Genomic DNA, 18,995 nt, shown 5'->3' on the forward strand with positions numbered 1-18,995 from the left:
AGGCAGGTGAGCGAATGACCGCCGCCCTCATGCTGCAAGGCACGGGGTCCAGCGTGGGTAAATCCATCCTCACCGCGGGCCTCGCCCGCGCCTTCACCCGCCAGGGGCTGAGGGTGCGCTGCTTCAAGCCGCAGAACATGTCGAACAATGCCGCCGTCACCGCCGATGGCGGCGAGATCGGGCGCGCGCAGGCCTTACAGGCACTGGCCTGCGGTGTTGCCCCGTCGGTTCACATGAACCCCGTTCTGCTCAAGCCGCAGAGCGAGGTTGGCGCGCAGATCATCGTGCAGGGTCGCGTCTGGGGCCAGGCCCGCGCGCGGGAGTTCCAGGGCATCAAGCCGCAGCTCCTGCCCTTCGTCCTCGAAAGCTTCAGGCACCTCTCGGCACAGGCCGACCTCGTTCTGGTGGAGGGCGCGGGCAGCGCCTCCGAAGTCAATCTGCGCGCGAACGACATCGCCAATATGGGCTTCGCCGCAGCGGCTGATCTGCCCGTCGTCCTCATCGGCGACATCGACCGTGGCGGGGTCATCGCGAGCCTTGTCGGTACCCAAAGCGTTCTACCGGCCACGGACGCCGCACGCATCCGGGGTTTCATCGTCAACCGCATGCGCGGAGACGCGACGCTCTTTGCCGATGGCATGCGCTTCATCGCAGAGGCGACCGGCTGGGCGCCGCTCGGCCTCGTGCCCCATTATGCGGGCGCCCGTCACCTGCCGGCGGAGGACGCGGCCGATCTGACGCCGAGCCGCCCCACCGCCGGGGCGCGGCTCCGCATCGCCGTGCCCGTCCTCCCCGGCATCGCCAATTTCGACGATCTCGACCCCCTCGCCACCGAGCCCGACATTGATCTTCTGATGCTGCGCGAGGGCGCCCCGCTGCCGGCCGAGACGGATCTCGTTATCCTGCCCGGCTCCAAGACCACCATCGCCGATCTCGCGGCGCTGCGCGCCTGGGGGTGGGAAGCGGATCTCCTTGCCCATCATCGGCGCGGCGGCCGCATCTTCGGCCTCTGTGGCGGCTATCAGATGCTGGGCGCGCGGATCGCCGATCCTGAAGGCATCGAAGGGCCACCCGGCGCTGTCCCCGGCCTTGGCCTGCTCGCGATCGAGACCGTCCTGCGCGGGCCCAAGCGGCTCGCCACCGTCACCGGGCGGACGCTGGCCGACGGCGTGCCGCTGTCAGGCTACGAAATGCACATGGGCGTCACGACCGGCGCGGACACGGAGCGGCCACTGGTCCAGCGCGCCGATGGCAGCACGGAGGGTGCGCAATCGCCGGATGGCAGGGTCTGGGGCAGCTATGTCCACGGCTTCTTCGCGGAAGATGCGCAGCGCAGCGCCTGGCGGGCCCGCTTCGCCCTGCCGCCCAGCGCGCGGCAGCACGCGGCCGGGGTGGAGGCAGCGCTGGATGGGCTGGCCGATCATCTGGCCGCGCATTGTGATCTCGCGGCGATCGCGGCCATCGCCCGCTCATAAAAAAGGCCGGCTCGGGTTGCCCCGAACCGGCCCTTTCTCCACGAAAACGCTTAGGCGCCGATACGGCGCAGCGGCTTGCCGGACATGAGGTTCGCCTCGATCTGCTCCAGCGTCACGCCCTTGGTCTCCGGCACGTAGAAGATCGTGAAGACGAAGAAGAGCGCGTTGAGCAGGGCATAGACGCCGAAGGTGATGCCCGAGCCCCAGTTGTTGAGCATGCTGAGGAAGGTCAGGCCGACGACGAAATTGGCGACCCAGTTGGTCAGCGTGGAGGCGGCGATGCCGAAGTCACGCCCCTTGGTCGGCTGCACTTCCGAGCACAGCACCCAGATCAGCGGGCCGGCGGACATGGCGAAGCCCGTGATGAAGAGCAGCAGCATGACGACGGCGAAAATCTGCATGCCGAGGCCGAGATGGCCGAGGTTCAGGATGTAGCCGAGGATGCCCATGCCGACGAACATGACGACGAAGCCCGTCAGCAGCACCGGGCGGCGGCCCCAGCGATCGACGAAGCCGATGGCGATGAAGGTCGCGAGCACGTTGACGAGGCCGACGATGGCTGTGCCCCACAGCGCCAGATGGCCCTGGAAGCCTGCCGCCTCAAAGATGCGCGGCGCATAATACATGACGACATTGATGCCGGTCAGCTGCTGGATGATCTGCAGGACGACGCCGAGGAAGACCGAGCGGCGGAAATTGGAATTCTCACGAAACAGCGACCAGCCCACCTGCGGGCGGCGCAGTTGCTCCTCGATTTCGTTGTATTCTGCGTCGACGCGCTGCTTGTTGCCACGTAGCTGAGTCAGCACTTCACGCGCTTCGCGGCCCTTGCCCCGCATCAGCAGCCAGCGCGGGCTGTTCGGCAGGCGGAGAACACCGAGCAGGAAGAGGAAGCCCGGCACGGCGACGATCCCCAGCATCCAGCGCCAAGCGCCGATATAGGCGAAGAGCGTGTCGGAGATGAAGGCGGCCAGAATGCCGATGGTGATCATCAGCTGATAGGTCGAGATCATGGAGCCGCGCTTTTCCGGCGGCGCGATCTCGGAGATGTAGAGCGGGGCGGTGAAGGTCGCGATGCCGATGGCGAGGCCGAGGACTACGCGCGCCACGATCAGGCTCTCGACCGACCAGGCGGCGGCGCAGAAGAGAGAGCCGATGACGAAGAGGATGGCGCCGAGGATCAAGGATACCTTGCGGCCGAGACGGAAGGAGAGAACGCCCGCGGCCAGCGCACCGACCGCCGCCCCGAACATCATCGAGCTGACGATCCATTCCTTCGCCGAATCATTCGCGTGGAACTCGCGCCCGATGAAATCGAGCGCACCCGAGATCACGCCGATATCCAGACCGAACATGAGGCCCGCAAGGGCTGCCATGCCGCCCGTGAAAAAACTGTGCTCGCCGGTCGAGCTGGAAGCGCTCGCCGTGGGCGCTGCTACGTTCATGTCAGGCTCCCATGCCAAAGATGAAGATGTACCTAGGCTCTAGACGGGTCGTTCGCTCCGCCCAACGTCCGCATGGGCAATATACCTATGCATCTGCGGAGGCTTGCTAGAACAAGTAATTGTTAACGTCCTGTTTCTTCGTGCCTTTGTGTTGCCGCCTCACGGCTTATGCTGCACCGCAACATAGCATTTTGCTGTTTATTGTTGTGGCCCTGCCGCAGGCACGCGCTCCGCCGGCCCGTCGCGCTCCATCGTGACGCGGGTATGCGGCAGGGCATAAGGATGCTCCCGTTGCAGATAGTCGATCATCTTCTCCCGCACCTCGCAGCGCAGGTCCCAGCACTGCGGGGCGGTGCGGGCGCTGACCAGACAACGCAGCTCGATCACGGATTCGCGCGCGTCGCTCACCTGCAGGTTCACGACGCGGCCGTCGCAAAGCGGGCTTTCCGCCGCGATCTCGGCCAGCTTGTCCCGCATCGCCTGAACCGGCACCCGCCAGTCGACATAGAGATAGACCGTCCCGATCAGCGCGGCCGATTCCCGCGTCCAGTTCTGGAAGGGCTTCTCCAGGAAGTAGGAGATCGGCAGCACCATGCGCCGCCAGTCCCACAGCCGTACGACGACATAAGTGCTGGCGATCTCCTCGATCCAGCCCCACTCGCCCTCGACGATGACGGCATCTTCCAGACGGATCGGTTGGGTGATGGCGATCTGCACGCCGGCGATGAGATTGGTGAGCAGCGGCCGTGCGGCGAGACCGACCACCAAGCTCGCGGCACCGGCCGAGGCGAAGAGGCTGATGCCGTATTGCCGCACGGCGTTGAAGGTCATCAGCGCGATGCCGATGGTGACGACGCCGATGAGGATGGCGCCCGCCCGCTTCAGGATGCGGATCTGCGTCAGATGCTTCCGCGCCAGCAGATTGTCGTCGATGTCCGTGCGGAAGCGCGCGAGATAGAGCGAGGCGAGGATTTCGATCGCCCGGATCGCCGTCCAGCCCACCAGCAGGACGAAGGCGACGGCCAGCAGATGGGCCAGCACCAGGGTCGTCTCGATGCTGTAGCTGAGCGAGGGCAGCGCCGCCCCCAGGAAGAACAGCACATAGGCGACACGGCTTGGCCCCGTGGTGTTCTCGACGAAGAGCTCGAAGAAGGTCCGCACCTTGCGGGGCGGCCGAAACCGCTTGAACAGGCGGAGCGTCAGCCAGTGCAGCAGCAGGCCGATGCCGGCGGCCGCCAGCAGGATGAAGGTACTCCACAGATAGGGGGGGACCCAGGCAGGGGCGATCGCGATGCTGTGGTTGAAAACCTCGCGAAGATTGTCCCCGTGTCCTGCCGCCTTCCCCGTGCCTGCCGCCATTGCCACCTTCCGTTCGTCCAGCCTGTCTGCCCTAATGTGCGGTCGGGAGGACAATCGTCTAGCGTCAGTCCGCGCGTGCCCCCCGATTGCGGCGGATCTCGGCGGCGGCGCCGGCCACTTGGGCCCAGCAGGCTTGTGCCAGGGCCTTGCGGTTCAGCCCGGCCTCCCGGCTGATCGGCGGATGCAGGTGAATCGTCACCCGCAGGCCGCGATGGCGGGCGAGACGGCTGAAGTGGCTGGCGAGTTCCATGTCGCCGAACCAGGCGAAGAGCGCCCGGTCCTCCCGCCGCACGGGCAGGAAATCCAGCTCGTCATAGACGATGCTGAAGGGCTGGATGACGTGCGGCACGTCGGTTTCCGCCACCGCCAGGAAGGCCGAGCGGAAGGGCATGACGCGCGTGCCGTCCGAGGTGGTGCCTTCCGGAAAGAGCACGAGGCTGTCGCCGGCGCGTAGACGGGCGAGCAGATCCGCGTTTTCCTTGGCGGCAGTCGCGGCCTTCCGGCTGACGAAGAGGGTCCGCCCCAGCCGCGCGATGACGGAGACCACCGGCCACTGCCCGACCTCGCCCTTGGCGATGAAGCAGGCGGTGAGGACGGAGCCGAGCGCCGGGATATCCATCCAGGAGGAGTGATTGCCGAGGAAGACAACCGGCAGGCCGGGTGCGGCCGCGGGCGTGCCGATCACCCGCACCCGCAGGCCGAGGCAGCGGCAGCAGCCGGCCCAGTAGAACCGCGGCAACACCGCCTTGGCGCGACCCGGCAGCACGATCAGCACGGCTTGCGGGATGGCGCAGAGGATCGTCCAGACAACGAAGGCGAGGAGGCGCAGTATGACGAGGACGGCCCCCGGCAGGCGCGGAAAGGCGGGCCAGGCACCGTCCAGCGGCACGGCGCGGCCGCCGCGAATGTCCCCCGCGCGGATCATGCGTCAGCCGGCCCGCTTCGCCTCGATCCGGTCCCAGATCATCCGCTCGATATGAATGCCGTCAAAGCGGGCGATCTCCTGCAGGCCGGTCGGCGAGGTGACGTTGATCTCCGTCAGATAGTCGCCAATCACGTCGATGCCGGTGAAGAGCAGCCCATGGTCGCGCAGATAGGGGCCGATCGCGGCGCAAATCTCGCGCTCCCGTGGCGTAATCTCGGTCTTCTCAGCTCGGCCGCCGACATGCATGTTGGAGCGTGCGTCGCCCTTGGCCGGCACGCGGTTGACGGCCCCCGCCACCTCCCCATCGACCAGGATGATGCGCTTGTCGCCCTGGCGCACGGCCGGCTCATAGCGCTGGATCATCAGCGGCTCGGTGGTGCGGGAGAAATGGCTGTCGAGGATGGAGCCGAAATTCTCGTCGTCCTCGCGTACCCGGAAGATGCCGATGCCGCCATTGCCGAACAGCGGCTTGATGATGATGTCGCGGAACTCCTCCCGGAAGGCCGCGATCTCGCGGCGATCCCAGGTAATCAGCGTCGGCGGCATCAGCTCGGGAAACTGCGTCACCAGCAGCTTCTCGGGCGCATTGCGCACGGATGCCGGGTCGTTCACCACCAGCGTCTTCGGGTGGATGTGCTCCAGCATATGGGTCGCGGTGATATAGGCCATGTCGAAGGGCGGGTCCTGACGCATCAGGATGACGTCCATCGTGCCGAGGTCGAGCCGTTCCGGGGCGCCGAAGCTGTAGAAGTTGCCCGCCTCGCGCCGCACCGTCACCGGATGCGCATGCGCCGTCAGGCGCTGGCCGCGCTGCGCCATGTGGCGCACCTCGTAATGCCACAGCTGGTGGCCGCGCGCCTGTGCCTCGAGCATCAGCGCGAAGGTCGAATCACCCGCGATGTTGACGGTGGACATCGGGTCCATCTGGACCGCGACGCGAAGCGCATTCGGCATAGGCACGTCCCTCGGGAAAGGAGGGCGGCAGCATAGAGGGCGCCACCGGGCCCGCATAGGGGAGCCCCCGTCCGCGCAAAATCTTCACCAATGCCATGCCATGTTGACGGCCTCGGCGGTTGCGGGGAGCGGGCTGGTTTGAAACGGCGGTCGGCGTGCATCACGATCTTTGGCTTGGCGGGGCTCACCTTCAGCCAGCCCGTTGGCGCGCAGAACTACGCACCGCCCGGCTATCCGCCTGGGGCCGCGCTGCCCGGCGCGCCCGGCGGCCCGCCCATCCTCATGCAGCAGGCCCAGCCCGATCCTCGGCAGTTCTGCTACTATAACGGGCAGCCCTATTCGCTCGGCGCCCCCTACCCCGCCAATACCCCAGGCCCCAATGGCCGGCCGATGCGCTGCCGCGCGACCGCCGGCATGATCAATGGTGCCGTAATGCTGGAGTGGAGCGATGAGAATTAATGCGAGGCGCGCCGCCCACGCGCGGGCAATTGCTTTACCGCCTGCGCGGAACGGCGCAGACTGGTCGGTAACAAGCAACAAGACCGTTCAAGACCCGAGCCTAAACGAAAAGACGTCGCTCGCTTTGCTGTCGCTCCCCCTTCCGGCCCTCGCGGCCGGGCTTGGAAAGGCACATGACATGAGCTGGCTTGGAGGAACTTGGTACGGCGTCATCGCAGTCTTCGGGGTGCCCGCGCTGCTGGGCATCCTCTGCTGGACCGGGGCGCATTACATGATCGGCGCCCGCCACCGGCAGGAGCGGGCGCGCGAGACCCGTCGCCGCCCCTTCTGATCCCGCCTCAGCGGCGGCGGCCACCGGCCGCGCGAAAGGCGATGCGCGCCGCCGTCATGCGTGGGATGAGGCCTGAGACGGTTGTCATGGCGCGGTTGAGGCCACCTGCGACCACCACGGGCTTGCCGCGCAGCAGGCCGTCGACACCGATCCGCGCCACGCGGGTGGCCGGCAGCGCCGTCCGCTGGGTCATGGTATCCGGGGTGAAACCCGCCACGGCCCCGAAGCCGGTCTCCATGAAACCCGGGCAGAGCACGCTGACGGCGACCTTCGGCGCCAGCTCGACATGCAGCGCCTCGCCCAGCGCAAGCACGAAGGCCTTGCTCGCGGCATAGGCGCCGAGCAGCGGCACCGCCTGGAAGGCCGCGACACTCGCGACCAGCATGATGTGCCCTTGCCCCGCTTGCTGCATGCGGGCGCCATAGCTGCGCGCAAGCTCCGTCAGCGAGACCACGTTGAGCTGCAGCATGGCGGTGAGCCGCGCCGGGTCCTGCTCGACCAAGGGCCCGCTGAGGCCGAAGCCGGCATTGGCGATGAGCATGGAGGGCGTGAGCCCCTGCCCGTCCAGCGCCGCCACCAGATGCGCGGCGCTGCCAGGCTCGGCGAGATCGGCAACCACGACCGCCACCGTGACGCGATGTTGCGCGCGCAGCCGGTCGGCAAGCGCCTGCATCGGCGCCTCGGTCCGCGCCGTCAGGATCAGATCATAGCCCCGGCCCGCCAGCTCTTCGGCCAAGGCCAGGCCGAGGCCGCTGGACGCCCCGGTGATCAACGCCCGCTTCGCAGTCATCGCCTTGGCTCCCTTGGCGCCCGGCAGCAGCATCGCCCGCCGCCGGGCCTTTGGGAAGGATCAGCGCAGGGTGGCGCCCGTCGCCTTGGTGACGGCCGCGACGACCTTGGCGCAGGCCGCCTCGATCTCGGCATCCGTCAGGCTGCGCTCCTTCGGCTGGAAGACCACTTCCACCCCCAGCGACTTGCGGCCCGGCTCCATCTTCTCGCCCTCATAGACGTCGAACAGGGTGACGGCGGTGATCAGCATGCGCTCCGCCCCGCGCGCCGCTCGCAGCACCGCCTCGGCCGCGACGGAGGCATCGGCGATGAAGGCGAAGTCTCGCCGCACCGGCTGGAAGGCGGAAAGCTCTGGGGGCGCCTTCTTGCGACGCTTCGGCTCCGCCACGGCATCCAGGAAGATTTCGAAGGCGACGGCCTGGGCCGGCAGGTCGAGCGCCCGGATCAGGTTCGGATGCAGCGCACCGAAGCGCGCCAGTACCAGCTTGGGCCCCTGGCGCACCACGCCCGAGCGGCCGGGGTGATAATAGCCGGGCGCATCGGCGGTCACGCTCAGCGCTTCGAGCGGCAGGCCGAGCGCCGTCAGCGCCGCCCAGACATCGGCCTTGGCATCCATCGCCGTCACGCCGCGCGCGGGCTCCAGCCAGCTCCGCTGAGTCTCGCCCAGGCGGAGGCCTGCGGCCACCAGTTGCTGCCCACCACGCACACCCTCATGGAAGGCGGGGCCGACCTCGAAGAGGCCGTGATCGGCAAAGCCCCGGGCCGCATTGCGGCTCGCGGCCAGCGCCAGGGTGATGAGCGGGGTCGCGCGCAGCTGGTCGAGATCCGAGGCGATCGGATTGACCAGCCGCAGGCTCTCCGGCGCCTCGCCGAAGAGTTCGGCCACCTTGTGGTCGGCGAAGCTGAAGGTCACGGCTTCGGACAGGCCGCGGCCCGCCAGCACCCGCTTCGCGACCAGGGCGCGGCCCTGGCGCGGCGTGAACGCGGCCTGCGGCACGGCAGAGACCGGCGGCAGGCTGACAGGCTCGACCCGGTCGATCCCCCAAATGCGCAGCACTTCCTCGACCAGGTCGACCTCGGGCTCGATCTCGGCCACGCCCGCCGCGACCTTCTCCAGAATGGCGGGCGGCAACGTCCGCGCCGGCTCCAGCGCGCCGCGCCCGGCAATGTCGTTGCGCCAGGAGGGGACATGCACGGTGATGCTCGCCTCATCGCTGGCGGCGAGGCCGAAGCCGAGACGGCGCAGAATCCGCTCCGCCTCGTCGCGCGGGATGTCGGCGCCGGCGAAATCCCGCAGGCGGTCGAAACGCAGCCGCGCGGTGCGGCGCCACTCGGGCTCGGCGCCGGCGGAGACGACGTCAGAGGCGGTCCCGCCACACAGCGCCATCACCATCTGCGTTGCCGCCTCGAGGGCCGCCGGCATCAGCGCCGGGTCGATGCCACGTTCGAACCGCGCCCGCGCGTCGGAGGCGATCTGGTGGCGCCGCCCGGTCAGCGCGATGGCGATGGGGTCGAAATAGGCGCATTCGATGAAGACCTCGGTGGTCTCCTCCGTGCAGCCGCTCTCCTCCCCACCGACGATGCCGCCGAGGGAGACGACGCCCGCCGCATCGGCGATGACGCAATCCTCGGGCGTCACCGTCACCTCCTTGCCGTTGAGCGCCAGGAAGGTCTCGCCCGCGCCGGGGCGCATCGTCAGGGTGCCGCCGCGGACCTTTGTCACGTCAAAGACATGCAGCGGCCGGCCGAGATCGATCGTGAAGAAGTTGGTGATGTCGACCAGCGCGCTGATGGGCCTGAGCCCGATGGCGCGCAGACGGTCCTGCAGCCAGGCCGGGCTCGGGCCGTTCTTCACACCGCGCACCGTGCGGCCCAGCACCCAGCGACAGGCCTCCGTGCCATCGATCGCCCAAGCGAGCGCGCTCGGCCCCTCGCCTTGCACCGGTGCCGGTTCCCAGGTCTTGAGCGTGCCGAGGCCGGCGGCGGCGAGATCGCGCGCGACGCCGCGGACGGAGAGTGCATCCCCGCGGTTCGGTGTCACCGCAATGTCGATGACCGGTTCGTCCAGGCCCTTGTAGTCGACGAAGCGCGCGCCGACCGGCGCATCCTCCGGCAGTTCGATGATGCCGTCATGATCGTCGCCGAGGCCCAGCTCGCGAGCCGAGCACAGCATGCCGTTCGAGGCGACGCCGCGGATTTCGCCTGCCTTCAGCACCATGCCGGAGGCCGGGATGGTGGCGCCCACGGGTGCGAAGACAACCTTGATTCCGGTGCGCGCATTGGGTGCGCCACAGACAACGGAGACCGGTCCCTCGCCCGCGTCCACCGTGCAGGCGCGCAGGCGGTCGGCATTCGGGTGCTGCACCGCTTCGATGATGGTGGCGACACGGAAGGGCGCGAGGGCCGCACCAGGGTTCTCGACGCCCTCCAGTTCGAGGCCGATGCCGGTCAGCTTCTCGGTGATCGCGTCCAGCGAGGCTTGCGTGTCGAGATGCTCGCGCAGCCAGGAGAGGGTGAATTTCATCGCGCGGCTCCTTCGCCAGCCTCGTCATCCGCACAGGAAACATCGTCATGCCCGGCCTCGTGCCGGGCATCTACCCGGTGACCCAGCCGTTCCGCCTCGGGAAAGGTGTAGACCCCCGGGACAAGCCCGGGGGTGACATCCATCCTGTTGAGAATGGCAGAGACCATCTCACACGCCCTCATGCAGGGTTGCGGGCTGGAAGGGCGAATTGCCGTAATGCTTCAGCCAGCGGATGTCGCTTTCGTAGAACAGGCGCAGATCAGAAATGCCATGCTTCAGCATGGTCACGCGCTCGATGCCCATGCCGAAGGCGAAGCCTTGCCACTCGCGCGGGTCGATGCCGCAATTGGCCAGCACCTTCGGATGCACCATGCCGGAGCCCAGAATTTCCAGCCAATCGCCACCACCGCCGAGTTCGCCGCTGCGGCGGTTCCAGCCGATATCGACCTCCATGGAAGGTTCGGTGAAGGGGAAATAGCTGGCGCGGAAACGCACCGGCAGATTGGCAATGCCGAAGAAGCTGCGCAGGAAATCGGTGAGGCAGCCCTTGAGATGGGCAAGCGTGATGCCGCGGTCGATCACCAGCCCCTCGCATTGATGGAACATCGGGCTATGGGTCGCGTCATGGTCGGCGCGATAGGTGCGGCCGGGCACGATCAGGCGCAGCGGCGGCGGCTCGGACAGCATGGAGATGATCTGCACCGAACTCGTATGCGTGCGCATCACCAGCGGATAGCCCTCATGGTCGCCGGGCAGGTAGAAGGTGTCCATGTCGGAACGCGCGGAATGATGCGCGGGGATGTTGAGCGCGCCGAAATTATACCAGTCGGCCTCGACCTCCGGCCCTTCGGCGACGGTGAAGCCCATGGCCCCGAAGATCGCCGCCATCTCTTCCATGGTGCGGCTGATGGGATGGATGGTGCCGCGCGCCTCCGGCGCGGGCGGCAGCGTCATGTCCATGCGCTCGGCCTCGAGCTTCGCCGCCAGTGCCGCCTGGTCGATCACCGCCTGGCGCGCCGAAAGCACGCCTTCCAGCGCGTCGCGCAGCGCGTTCACCGCAGCGCCGCGCGCCTTCCGCTCTTCCGGTGCCACGGTCCCCAGGGAGCGCAAGAGGCCGGTGATGCGCCCCTGCTTGCCCATAAAGGACACGCGCACCGCGTCCAGCGCGCGAGGATCGGCGGCAGCCGCGATGGCCGCTTCCGCTTCCGCTTTCAGGGCCAGGAGATCATCGGACATTAAAAAGGCTCCGGAAAAGAAAAAAGGGCTGCCGTGGATCGGCAGCCCTCTCATTCAGTCACCTGCGCACAGGCGTCCCGGGGGGACGCCGCGCGATCAAGCAGCCGCGGCGGGCGCGGCTTCGAGGACGGCCTTCACCTGAGAAACGATGCTCGCAAAGCTCGCGGCGTCGTCAAAGGCGATGGCGGCCAGAACCTTGCGGTCCAGCTCGATGTTCGCCTGCTTCAGGCCGAAGATGAACTGGCTGTAGGTCAGGCCCTGCTCACGGACGGCCGCGTTGATGCGCTGGATCCAAAGAGCGCGGAACTCGCGCTTCTTGTTCCGGCGGTCGCGATAGGCGTACTGGAGGGACTTCTCCAGGCGCTCGATCGCGATGCGATAGTTGGTAGAGGAACGGCCAACAAAGCCCTTGGACTGGTCCAGAACCTTCTTGTGCCGGGCGTGGGTGGTAACGCCGCGCTTAACTCGTGCCATTTACCTGCTCCCTTCTCTCACGCCAGCCCGTAGGGGGCCCACTGCTTCACCGTCTTGCCGTCCATCTCGGTCAGCGTCTGGGAGCCGCGGTTGGTGCGCTTCATCTTCTGGGAACGGTTGATCAGGCCGTGGCGCTTGTTGCCCGGGCCCGCCAGCACCTTGCCGGTCGCGGTGATCTTGAACCGCTTCTTGACCGACGACTTGGTCTTCATCTTGGGCATTTTGGTCTCCTTCGGTAAGACCTGCCGGCGGGTCCGCGATCTGCGGGCGCTTGCAGGCGTCGCGGCCGGGCATGCCCATTTCAGGCCCGGACCACAGACGGTCGAGGCGCGGCCTATAGCGAACCCCCGCGCTTGTCGCAAGCGCGGCGGCGACCGGCTGGGATGCGCGGGCCGAGCGGGGTTCGTCACAGGCGGTTCGCAGCGTGGTCCCGGATCGGTGGCTCACCCGTCCAGAAGCGTTCTCACGTCTCGCCGACCATGGATCACGCGCAAAATCCAGACATCTGCGCCCTGCACCGTATAAACAATGACATAGCCATGCGACGCAAAGCTGCGACGGTTTTCACCGAAGGCGTGATTCTACGCTCTCCCCATCTCCGGGAACCGCGCCAGGGTCAAGAAACTTCGGGTCAGCTCCATGACGACTCTGTCCCCGCGCTCTGGACTGCCCGACTCAATCGCGACATGGAGCCAGATATCATCCAAATCCCGATCGGCGTCAGCGGATCGGAGACAAGCCATCAGCGCCGCCGAGGCTCCTTCGCGCCAAGACGCTCTCGCCCCCGACGAATGACGGAATCGGCCAATTCACGCATTGAGACTTCGGTGACCGGCAGGCCGCCCCCCTCCGCGATGGACGCTTCCGCGCGATCCAGGGATTGGAGGAATCGAAGGCGGGCGTTTTCCTGCGCCTCCCATAGCTTCAGCGCTTCCTGCACCGCATCCTCCCGGCGCCGAAAACGCCCGGTTGCCACGGCCTCTGCAATCAGGCGTTCCTGGTCTGGCGTCAATGTCACATCCATGCCCCAGTCTAGCTCGAGGCGGCCCGTTCTGGAACGGGAATCATCTCACCCCGCCTTGGGAAAGACCATCTTGCCATTGCGCAGCGGCAGGAAGGCGCCGTCATCCACCCCCACCTCCGCGGCGATGAGGCCGTTCAGCACCGCATTCATCGCCATCACGAGATCCCGCGCCCCCCCGGGCTCGGCCGCGAGATTGCGGACCTCCTCCGGGTCTTCCTGCAGGTCGTAGAGTTCGAGGTCGTTATGGGCGGTCAGATCCTTATAGGTCGTGGGCGTGTTGAAGTCATTCGGGGCGAAATAGCGGCTGAAGCGATAGCGCCCGTCGAAAACGCTGCGGATGGCGCAGCGGTTGGACCAGTCGGGCTCGTTCTTCTCAAGAAAGGCCTGGCGCTCGGCGAGCGGTGCGTCAGACCGCGCAAAGCGCTCGGTCAGCGCCGCCCAGGCGGCATCCTGATAGGTCAGCATGTCGTAATTGAAGAGGGCCGCCGGGCGCAGCGCGGTCGCCTCGGCCTGGGCGGGCGCCGTCAGCAGCGGCGCGATGCTGCGCCCCGGCAGCCCGGCCCCCACGCGCGCCACGGCCTCGGGCGCCGCGCCGGTCAGGGCCAGCAGCGTCGGCACGAGATCGATCTGGGAGGTGACAGGGCGGCAATCCATCCCGCCCGGATAGGCCGGATGAAGGATCATCAGGGGCACGTGGTTCTGCTGCCAATAGGTGCAGTTCCCCTTGCCGCGCATCTGATGGTTGCCCCCAAGCTCGCCGTGATCGGCGGTGAAGACGATGATCGTCTTGCGGTCGAGCCCGTTTTCTTGCAGCGCGGTCAGCACGCGGGCCACCTGCCGGTCACAGTCCCGGATGCAGTTGAGATAGTAGTTGCGCAGCAGCCGCCAGCGCCGGTCCTCATCCGGCCAGACACCGACCAGCACGTCCTGCACCTGCTGGTAGATCTGCTGGGCGCGCGGCCGGCCCGGCGCATCGAAGGCCTGGGCGCGCGTCGCGGGCAGGTCCACCTCCCATTCCGCACGATAGATCTCGTCCAGCGGCGGCGGCGCGATGGGCAACACGCTCGCCTTGCCCTGCACCACCTGCCCGGGTACGTCGGAATTGACGTACATCACGTCATGCGGATTGACGAAGTTCACCGCCAGGAACCAGGGCTTGCCGGCAGCGCTCAGCGCCTCGCCATGCGTGCGCAGCCAGCGCGCGGTGAAGGCTGTCGTCGTCTCGTCATACTGGTAGCCACCCAGGGTGGTGTCGATGATATCGCCGAGGCCGAGAAAATCCTGGAAACCATAGCTCTCGATGATGCTGCGGTAATCGGCGAGCGGCGCATCCACCGCCTGCTTCGCCTGATCGAGATTGCCGCTGAGATGCCATTTGCCCTGATAGGCGGCGTGGTAGCCCAGCTCGGACAGCCGGTGCCCCACCGTCTTCACCGAGGTCGACATGTCCGGCTGCCAGAGGAAGCCGGCATTGTCGAAGACCCCCGTCTGCTGGATGTGGTGGCCAGTATAGATGGTGGACCGCGCCGGCGAGCAGACGCAGGAGGCCGACTGGTGATTGGTGAAGGTGACGGCTCGGGACTTGATCCATTCCCGCGCCGGCACCGGCATCGGCCATTTTGGGAAGAAATGCTCCTGGTCGACCAGGATGAAGAGTATGTTGTAGCCAGCCGGCGGTGCGGGTGGCGCTCCTTCAGGCTGCGGCGCGGGCGCCGCCAGCAGCGGATCGGGCAAGAAGGCGGCTGTGCCCAGCGCACCGGCCCCGGTCAGAAAACTGCGGCGAGACGCCTTTTTTGCCTCAGGCGCTTGATCAGCCATTTTTCCTTCCTCCTGTCTGACCGTCTAGCCCGAAAGCCTCTCCCAGGTCTGGGTGCGGCCGAGCATGGGCGTCGCGATATAGCCGCGCACGATGAGCTTTTCGCCGCCATCGGTCAGATGCATGCGGCAGCGATAGACCTTGCCGTTTTCGGGGTTGAGGATGGTGCCGCCATCCCAGGCCTGCCCCATGGGCTTCAGGCCACTGATCAGGACGAGGCCGAGCACCGGCTTGCCGGCCGCCGGACCGGCACAATCATGACAGGTCACGCCATCATATTTGTGGTCGAGGATCTGCTTCACCCGGCCATAGAGCAGGCCGTTCGCTTCATACACCTGCACGATGGCGCGGGGCGTATGCGTCACGTCGTCGATCGTGCGCCAGTCGCCGACGGGAGAGGTGAGGTCCGCCGCCTCGGCCAGAACCGGGCCCGCTGCCAGGGCCAGACCGAGCCCGACCAGCCCGGTCACGAAGTCACGTCGCAGCATCGGCATCCTCTCCCTTGGCAAAACTGGCCCCCGGCAATCGCTCTTCCGGCGGGCGCGGGCCGCACCTATAACCCGAGGAATGAGAATTCCCTTCATGAAGATGCATGGGGCGGGGAACGACTTCGTCATTCTCGACGGTCGCACCCAGTCCCTCGGCCTCGATGCCCCGCGCATCCGTCATCTGGCGGATCGGCGGCTCGGGATCGGCTGCGACCAGCTCATCAGCCTGGAGCCGGCCGAGGCCGGCGCGGACGTCTTCATGCGCATCCACAATCCGGACGGCAGCGAAGCCGGGGCCTGCGGCAATGCGACGCGCTGTGTCGCGACCCTGATCGGTCGTGAAACCGGCCGCGACCGCGTGGTGATCCGCACCATCTCTGGTGACCTGCCCTCCATCCTGCATGCCGATGGCACGGTCACGGTCGATCTCGGCGCCCCCCGCCTCGGCTGGGATCAGGTGCCCCTCGCCGCCGCGATGGATACGCTGCACCTGTCGCTGTCCGAAGGCGGCCTCACCGACCCCGCCGCCTGCTCCATGGGCAACCCGCACGCCACCTTCTTCGTGCAGGACGCCGCGGCGACGCCCGTGGAAACGCTCGGCCCGCGCTTCGAGACCGACGCGCTCTTTCCCGATCGCGCCAATATCGGCTTTGCACAGATCGTCTCGCCTGAGGTGATCCGGCTCCGCGTCTGGGAACGCGGCGCCGGCCTCACCCTCGCCTGCGGCTCCGGCGCCTGCGCGACCCTCGTCAACGCCGCCCGCCGGGGTCTCACCGGCCGGCGCGCCGAAATGATCCTCGACGGTGGCCGCCTGGTGATCGAATGGCGCGAGAGCGACGGCCATGTGCTGATGACCGGCCCGGCCGAGCTGAGCTTCGCGGGCGAGATTACGCTGCCCGATCATCCCCTGGACCGCGCGGCATGACGATCGACGTGCTGAGCTTCGGCTGCCGCCTCAATACCTATGAGGGCGAGGTGATGCGCGGCCACGCCCGCGAGGCCGGGCTGGAAGACACCATCATCGTCAATACCTGCGCGGTCACCGCGGAAGCCGAGCGCCAGGCGCGCCAGGCCATCCGGAAGCTCGCGCGCGAACGGCCCGAAGCGCGCATCGTCGTCACCGGCTGCGCCGCACAGATCGCGCCCGAAAGTTGGGGCGGCCTGCCCGGCGTCGCCCGCGTGCTCGGCAATGCGGAGAAGCTGGACGCCGCCCATTGGCAGCCGGATGCACCCTCCGCCGTGTCGGACATCATGGCCGCCCGCGAAACGGCGGCGCATCTGGTGACGGAATTCGCCGGGAGGGCGCGGGCCTTCGTGCAGGTTCAGCAGGGCTGCGACCACCGCTGCACCTTCTGCATTATCCCCTTTGGACGCGGACCCAGCCGCAGCGTGCCCTTGGGCGCCATCCTCGATCAATGCCGCAGCCTGCTTGCCTCCGGCTATCAGGAGATCGTGCTGACGGGCGTCGACATCACCAGCTACGGACACGATCTGCCGGGCCAGCCGCCGCTCGGCCAGATGGTGCGTCGGCTGCTCGCCCTTCTGCCGGAGCTGACACGCCTGCGGCTCTCCTCCCTCGACCCATGCGAGATCGACGAGGATCTGTGGCGGCTGATCGCCGAGGAGCCGCGCCTGCTGCCGCATCTGCACCTCTCCATCCAGGCGGGGTCGGACCTCATCCTCAAGCGCATGAAGCGCCGGCATTTGCGGGCGGACGTGCTGAGCGTGACCCGGCGGGCACGCGATCTGCGCCCCGGCATCGCCTTCGGCGCCGATCTCATCGCGGGGTTCCCGACCGAGACCGAGGAGAGCTTCGCCGAGACCCTGGCGCTGGTCGCGGAAGCGGACCTCACCATGCTGCACGTCTTTCCCTATTCGGAACGTAAGGGAACGCCGGCGGCGCGCATGCCCTCCGTGCCCAAGGCCACCCGGCGCGAGCGCGCGGCACGGCTGCGCGAAGCGGGCGCCGCCCAGGCGGCGCTCTTCGACGCCGCCCATCTCGGCAAGCCGGTGCGGGTTCTGGCGGAGACCGAGACGCGCGGCCATTCCGAGCATTTCCGCCCCGTCCGCCTCGCCCGCGCGGCCGTACCGGGCCAGATCGTGACGGCCGAAGTCACCGGCTTCGATGCCGACGGGCTGCACGCAGCCTGAGCGGATATAAACATATGTTTATGAGTCTCTGACATGGCGCTCTCCGGATTCTTCTCGCGGCTGAAGGAAGGGCTGTCCCGCTCCACCCAGAAGCTCTCCACCAGCATCACCGCCGTCTTCACCAAGCGGAAGCTGGACGACGAGGCGCTGGAGGAGCTGGAGGAACTGCTGATCGCGGCGGATCTCGGCCCGCGCGCCGCGGCGAAGGTGATCGCGAGCTTTCGGCGCACCCGCTTCGGCAAGGAAGTGACGGATGAGGAGATCAAGTCGGCGCTGGCCGAAGAGATCACCAAGATCCTGGAACCCGTCGCCCGCCCGCTGGAGATCGACGCCGGACACGCGCCCCATGTCGTGCTCATGGTCGGCGTCAACGGCACCGGCAAGACCACGACCATCGGCAAGCTGTCGCAATTCTACCGGGACCAGGGGCTGAAGCCGATGCTGGTGGCCGGCGATACCTTCCGCGCTGCCGCCGTGGAGCAGTTGCAGATCTGGGGCGAGCGCACGGGCGCGCCCGTCGTTGCCGGCAAGCCCGAGACGGATGCCGCGGGCCTCGCCTATGGCGCGCTGGAACGCGCCAAGCGCGAAGGGATCGATGTTCTGCTGGTCGATACCGCCGGCCGGCTGCACAACAAGTCGGCGCTGATGGACGAACTCGCCAAGATCATTCGCGTCATCCGCAAGCTGGACCCGACGGCGCCCCATTCCACCCTGCTGACGCTCGATGCGACGACGGGGCAGAACGCGGTCAATCAGGTGCAGGTCTTCCGTGACCTCGTGCAGGTGGATGGTCTCATCGTGACGAAGCTCGACGGTTCGGCGCGCGGCGGCATCGTGGTGGCGCTGGCCGAGGAATTCGGCCTGCCCGTCCATGCCGTGGGCGTCGGCGAGAAGGTGGGTGATCTCAGGCCCTTCGTGGCCTCCGAATTTGCCGCCGGCCTGGTCGGCGCGGTCGAGGCCGAGGGCTGATGCCAGAGGATCTCGGCTACGATCCCACGCGTCGCGAGACCTATCGCGTCTGGGGGCGGGAGCATGTGCGCTACTCCGACACCGATGCACAGGGACATGTCAACAACGTCTCCTACGCCGCCTATCTGGAGACGGGACGCACGACGCTCGGCCAGGCCTGCGGCCTGCCCGTCGGCTTGCACAGCGACACGCATACCGTGCTGGCGCGGGTCGAAATCGACTATCTCGCCGAAGTCCATTGGCCGGCGGATCTCGATCTCGGCTCCGCCGTGGTCAGTGTCGGCCGTAGTTCCGTGACCGTCATCCAGGGCGTGTTCCTCGGCGACCGCTGTGTCGCCCGCGGGCGCGAGGTGCTGGTGATGGTGGAGACCGCAACCGGAAAGTCTACGCCCATCCCGGACGATCTGCGTGCGAAGCTGCTGGCCGTTGCCGTCGAGGCCGCGGGTTAGAGCATCCCATATTTCGTTTCTAAATCCGTCATTGCCCGGCCTCGCCGGCCGCGCCGTTATGCCGGGCATCTACACGTCGCGGCGATGACAGTGCACCCGTAAACATCGTCATGCCCGGCTTTATGCC

General features: G+C 67.4%; 19 protein-coding genes and 1 pseudogene. 7 read left to right on the forward strand and 13 right to left on the reverse strand.

Going from position 1 to position 18,995, the window contains the following annotated elements; genetic code table 11:
• Positions 1-14: 14 nt before the first annotated feature.
• Entirely contained in the window at positions 15-1,475 is a 1,461-nt protein-coding gene (locus ACYQ6W_RS16050) for a cobyric acid synthase (protein WP_459676726.1), read from the forward strand.
• A 50-nt stretch (positions 1,476-1,525) separates the two neighbouring features.
• Here the strand turns inward: ACYQ6W_RS16050 and ACYQ6W_RS16055 are convergent, their stop codons facing one another.
• The 4 genes from ACYQ6W_RS16055 to gshB all read right to left on the reverse strand — a co-directional run bounded on the left by ACYQ6W_RS16055 (position 1,526) and on the right by gshB (position 6,158).
• Positions 1,526-2,920, reverse strand: coding sequence for a sugar porter family MFS transporter (locus ACYQ6W_RS16055; RefSeq protein ID WP_459676728.1), 1,395 nt, complete (start codon positions 2,918-2,920; stop codon positions 1,526-1,528).
• A gap of 198 nt (positions 2,921-3,118) precedes the next feature.
• Positions 3,119-4,279 carry a mechanosensitive ion channel family protein gene (locus tag ACYQ6W_RS16060; RefSeq protein WP_459676730.1) on the reverse strand — a complete coding sequence of 387 codons (1,161 nt, stop codon included), beginning with the start codon at positions 4,277-4,279 and terminating at the stop codon, positions 3,119-3,121.
• 64 nt (positions 4,280-4,343) lie between these two features.
• On the reverse strand, positions 4,344-5,204 hold the full coding sequence (locus ACYQ6W_RS16065; RefSeq protein ID WP_459676732.1) for a lysophospholipid acyltransferase family protein: 861 nt from the start codon (positions 5,202-5,204) through the stop codon (positions 4,344-4,346).
• A 3-nt stretch (positions 5,205-5,207) separates the two neighbouring features.
• Positions 5,208-6,158: a glutathione synthase gene (gshB, locus tag ACYQ6W_RS16070; protein ID WP_459676734.1), complete on the reverse strand. Its 951-nt coding sequence runs from the start codon at positions 6,156-6,158 to the stop codon at positions 5,208-5,210.
• Between the two features lie 174 nt (positions 6,159-6,332).
• Here gshB and ACYQ6W_RS16075 point away from each other — a divergent pair, with 174 nt between their 5' ends.
• The gene (locus tag ACYQ6W_RS16075; RefSeq protein ID WP_459676736.1) at positions 6,333-6,617 is read left to right on the forward strand and encodes a hypothetical protein; all 285 of its coding nucleotides are present in this window, start codon (positions 6,333-6,335) and stop codon (positions 6,615-6,617) included.
• Positions 6,618-6,795: 178 nt separating this feature from the next.
• On the forward strand, positions 6,796-6,948 hold the full coding sequence (locus ACYQ6W_RS16080) for a hypothetical protein (protein WP_459676737.1): 153 nt from the start codon (positions 6,796-6,798) through the stop codon (positions 6,946-6,948).
• Between the two features lie 7 nt (positions 6,949-6,955).
• Here the strand turns inward: ACYQ6W_RS16080 and ACYQ6W_RS16085 are convergent, their stop codons facing one another.
• The 9 genes and pseudogenes from ACYQ6W_RS16085 to ACYQ6W_RS16125 form a co-directional block, all read right to left on the reverse strand.
• The gene (locus ACYQ6W_RS16085) at positions 6,956-7,738 is read right to left on the reverse strand and encodes an SDR family NAD(P)-dependent oxidoreductase (protein ID WP_459676739.1); all 783 of its coding nucleotides are present in this window, start codon (positions 7,736-7,738) and stop codon (positions 6,956-6,958) included.
• 60 nt (positions 7,739-7,798) lie between these two features.
• Positions 7,799-10,261: a phenylalanine--tRNA ligase subunit beta gene (pheT, locus tag ACYQ6W_RS16090; protein ID WP_459676741.1), complete on the reverse strand. Its 2,463-nt coding sequence runs from the start codon at positions 10,259-10,261 to the stop codon at positions 7,799-7,801.
• Positions 10,262-10,429: 168 nt separating this feature from the next.
• Positions 10,430-11,497 (reverse strand): phenylalanine--tRNA ligase subunit alpha, encoded by a 1,068-nt coding sequence (pheS, locus tag ACYQ6W_RS16095; protein WP_459676742.1) that lies wholly within the window; start codon positions 11,495-11,497, stop codon positions 10,430-10,432.
• A 96-nt stretch (positions 11,498-11,593) separates the two neighbouring features.
• Entirely contained in the window at positions 11,594-11,971 is a 378-nt protein-coding gene (rplT, locus tag ACYQ6W_RS16100) for a 50S ribosomal protein L20 (protein ID WP_459676743.1), read from the reverse strand.
• Between the two features lie 17 nt (positions 11,972-11,988).
• Positions 11,989-12,192, reverse strand: a complete 204-nt coding sequence (gene rpmI / locus ACYQ6W_RS16105; protein ID WP_114729229.1) for a 50S ribosomal protein L35 — start codon at positions 12,190-12,192, stop codon at positions 11,989-11,991.
• Between the two features lie 222 nt (positions 12,193-12,414).
• A pseudogene (locus ACYQ6W_RS16110) lies at positions 12,415-12,714 on the reverse strand (type II toxin-antitoxin system RelE/ParE family toxin).
• Positions 12,714-12,995 (reverse strand): ribbon-helix-helix domain-containing protein, encoded by a 282-nt coding sequence (locus tag ACYQ6W_RS16115; protein ID WP_459676744.1) that lies wholly within the window; start codon positions 12,993-12,995, stop codon positions 12,714-12,716. Before ACYQ6W_RS16115 ends, ACYQ6W_RS16110 begins: the two are co-directional and overlap by 1 nt.
• A gap of 45 nt (positions 12,996-13,040) precedes the next feature.
• Positions 13,041-14,813 carry a sulfatase-like hydrolase/transferase gene (locus tag ACYQ6W_RS16120; protein WP_459676745.1) on the reverse strand — a complete coding sequence of 591 codons (1,773 nt, stop codon included), beginning with the start codon at positions 14,811-14,813 and terminating at the stop codon, positions 13,041-13,043.
• A gap of 24 nt (positions 14,814-14,837) precedes the next feature.
• Positions 14,838-15,299, reverse strand: a complete 462-nt coding sequence (locus tag ACYQ6W_RS16125; RefSeq protein WP_459676746.1) for a DUF2147 domain-containing protein — start codon at positions 15,297-15,299, stop codon at positions 14,838-14,840.
• A 79-nt stretch (positions 15,300-15,378) separates the two neighbouring features.
• On the opposite strand from ACYQ6W_RS16125, the gene dapF reads away from it, so the two are divergent.
• From dapF to ACYQ6W_RS16145, 4 genes are read left to right on the forward strand one after another with little or no spacing between them, the layout of a single operon-like run.
• Positions 15,379-16,224, forward strand: coding sequence for a diaminopimelate epimerase (gene dapF, locus ACYQ6W_RS16130; protein ID WP_459676747.1), 846 nt, complete (start codon positions 15,379-15,381; stop codon positions 16,222-16,224).
• On the forward strand, positions 16,221-17,450 hold the full coding sequence (mtaB, locus tag ACYQ6W_RS16135; RefSeq protein ID WP_459676748.1) for a tRNA (N(6)-L-threonylcarbamoyladenosine(37)-C(2))-methylthiotransferase MtaB: 1,230 nt from the start codon (positions 16,221-16,223) through the stop codon (positions 17,448-17,450). The genes dapF and mtaB overlap by 4 nt, the downstream gene beginning before the upstream one ends.
• A 33-nt stretch (positions 17,451-17,483) precedes the next feature.
• On the forward strand, positions 17,484-18,419 hold the full coding sequence (gene ftsY, locus ACYQ6W_RS16140) for a signal recognition particle-docking protein FtsY (protein ID WP_459676750.1): 936 nt from the start codon (positions 17,484-17,486) through the stop codon (positions 18,417-18,419).
• Positions 18,419-18,868 (forward strand): acyl-CoA thioesterase, encoded by a 450-nt coding sequence (locus ACYQ6W_RS16145; protein WP_459676751.1) that lies wholly within the window; start codon positions 18,419-18,421, stop codon positions 18,866-18,868. Before ftsY ends, ACYQ6W_RS16145 begins: the two co-directional genes overlap by 1 nt.
• The last annotated feature ends 127 nt before the right edge of the window (positions 18,869-18,995 follow it).

This window comes from Acidisoma sp. 7E03 (assembly GCF_054665075.1).

What these genes read in the sequence shown, in the direction of transcription:
- ACYQ6W_RS16050 (WP_459676726.1), top strand. Translation starts at nt 15, where the DNA reads ATGACCGCCGCCCTCATGCTGCAAGGCACGGGGTCCAGCGTGGGTAAA.
- ACYQ6W_RS16055 (WP_459676728.1), bottom strand. Translation starts at nt 2,920, where the DNA reads ATGAACGTAGCAGCGCCCACGGCGAGCGCTTCCAGCTCGACCGGCGAG.
- ACYQ6W_RS16060 (WP_459676730.1), bottom strand. Translation starts at nt 4,279, where the DNA reads ATGGCGGCAGGCACGGGGAAGGCGGCAGGACACGGGGACAATCTTCGC.
- ACYQ6W_RS16065 (WP_459676732.1), bottom strand. Translation starts at nt 5,204, where the DNA reads ATGATCCGCGCGGGGGACATTCGCGGCGGCCGCGCCGTGCCGCTGGAC.
- gshB (WP_459676734.1), bottom strand. Translation starts at nt 6,158, where the DNA reads ATGCCGAATGCGCTTCGCGTCGCGGTCCAGATGGACCCGATGTCCACC.
- ACYQ6W_RS16080 (WP_459676737.1), top strand. Translation starts at nt 6,796, where the DNA reads ATGAGCTGGCTTGGAGGAACTTGGTACGGCGTCATCGCAGTCTTCGGG.
- ACYQ6W_RS16085 (WP_459676739.1), bottom strand. Translation starts at nt 7,738, where the DNA reads ATGACTGCGAAGCGGGCGTTGATCACCGGGGCGTCCAGCGGCCTCGGC.
- pheT (WP_459676741.1), bottom strand. Translation starts at nt 10,261, where the DNA reads ATGAAATTCACCCTCTCCTGGCTGCGCGAGCATCTCGACACGCAAGCC.
- pheS (WP_459676742.1), bottom strand. Translation starts at nt 11,497, where the DNA reads ATGTCCGATGATCTCCTGGCCCTGAAAGCGGAAGCGGAAGCGGCCATC.
- rplT (WP_459676743.1), bottom strand. Translation starts at nt 11,971, where the DNA reads ATGGCACGAGTTAAGCGCGGCGTTACCACCCACGCCCGGCACAAGAAG.
- rpmI (WP_114729229.1), bottom strand. Translation starts at nt 12,192, where the DNA reads ATGCCCAAGATGAAGACCAAGTCGTCGGTCAAGAAGCGGTTCAAGATC.
- ACYQ6W_RS16115 (WP_459676744.1), bottom strand. Translation starts at nt 12,995, where the DNA reads ATGGATGTGACATTGACGCCAGACCAGGAACGCCTGATTGCAGAGGCC.
- ACYQ6W_RS16120 (WP_459676745.1), bottom strand. Translation starts at nt 14,813, where the DNA reads ATGGCTGATCAAGCGCCTGAGGCAAAAAAGGCGTCTCGCCGCAGTTTT.
- ACYQ6W_RS16125 (WP_459676746.1), bottom strand. Translation starts at nt 15,299, where the DNA reads ATGCTGCGACGTGACTTCGTGACCGGGCTGGTCGGGCTCGGTCTGGCC.
- dapF (WP_459676747.1), top strand. Translation starts at nt 15,379, where the DNA reads ATGAGAATTCCCTTCATGAAGATGCATGGGGCGGGGAACGACTTCGTC.
- mtaB (WP_459676748.1), top strand. Translation starts at nt 16,221, where the DNA reads ATGACGATCGACGTGCTGAGCTTCGGCTGCCGCCTCAATACCTATGAG.
- ftsY (WP_459676750.1), top strand. Translation starts at nt 17,484, where the DNA reads ATGGCGCTCTCCGGATTCTTCTCGCGGCTGAAGGAAGGGCTGTCCCGC.
- ACYQ6W_RS16145 (WP_459676751.1), top strand. Translation starts at nt 18,419, where the DNA reads ATGCCAGAGGATCTCGGCTACGATCCCACGCGTCGCGAGACCTATCGC.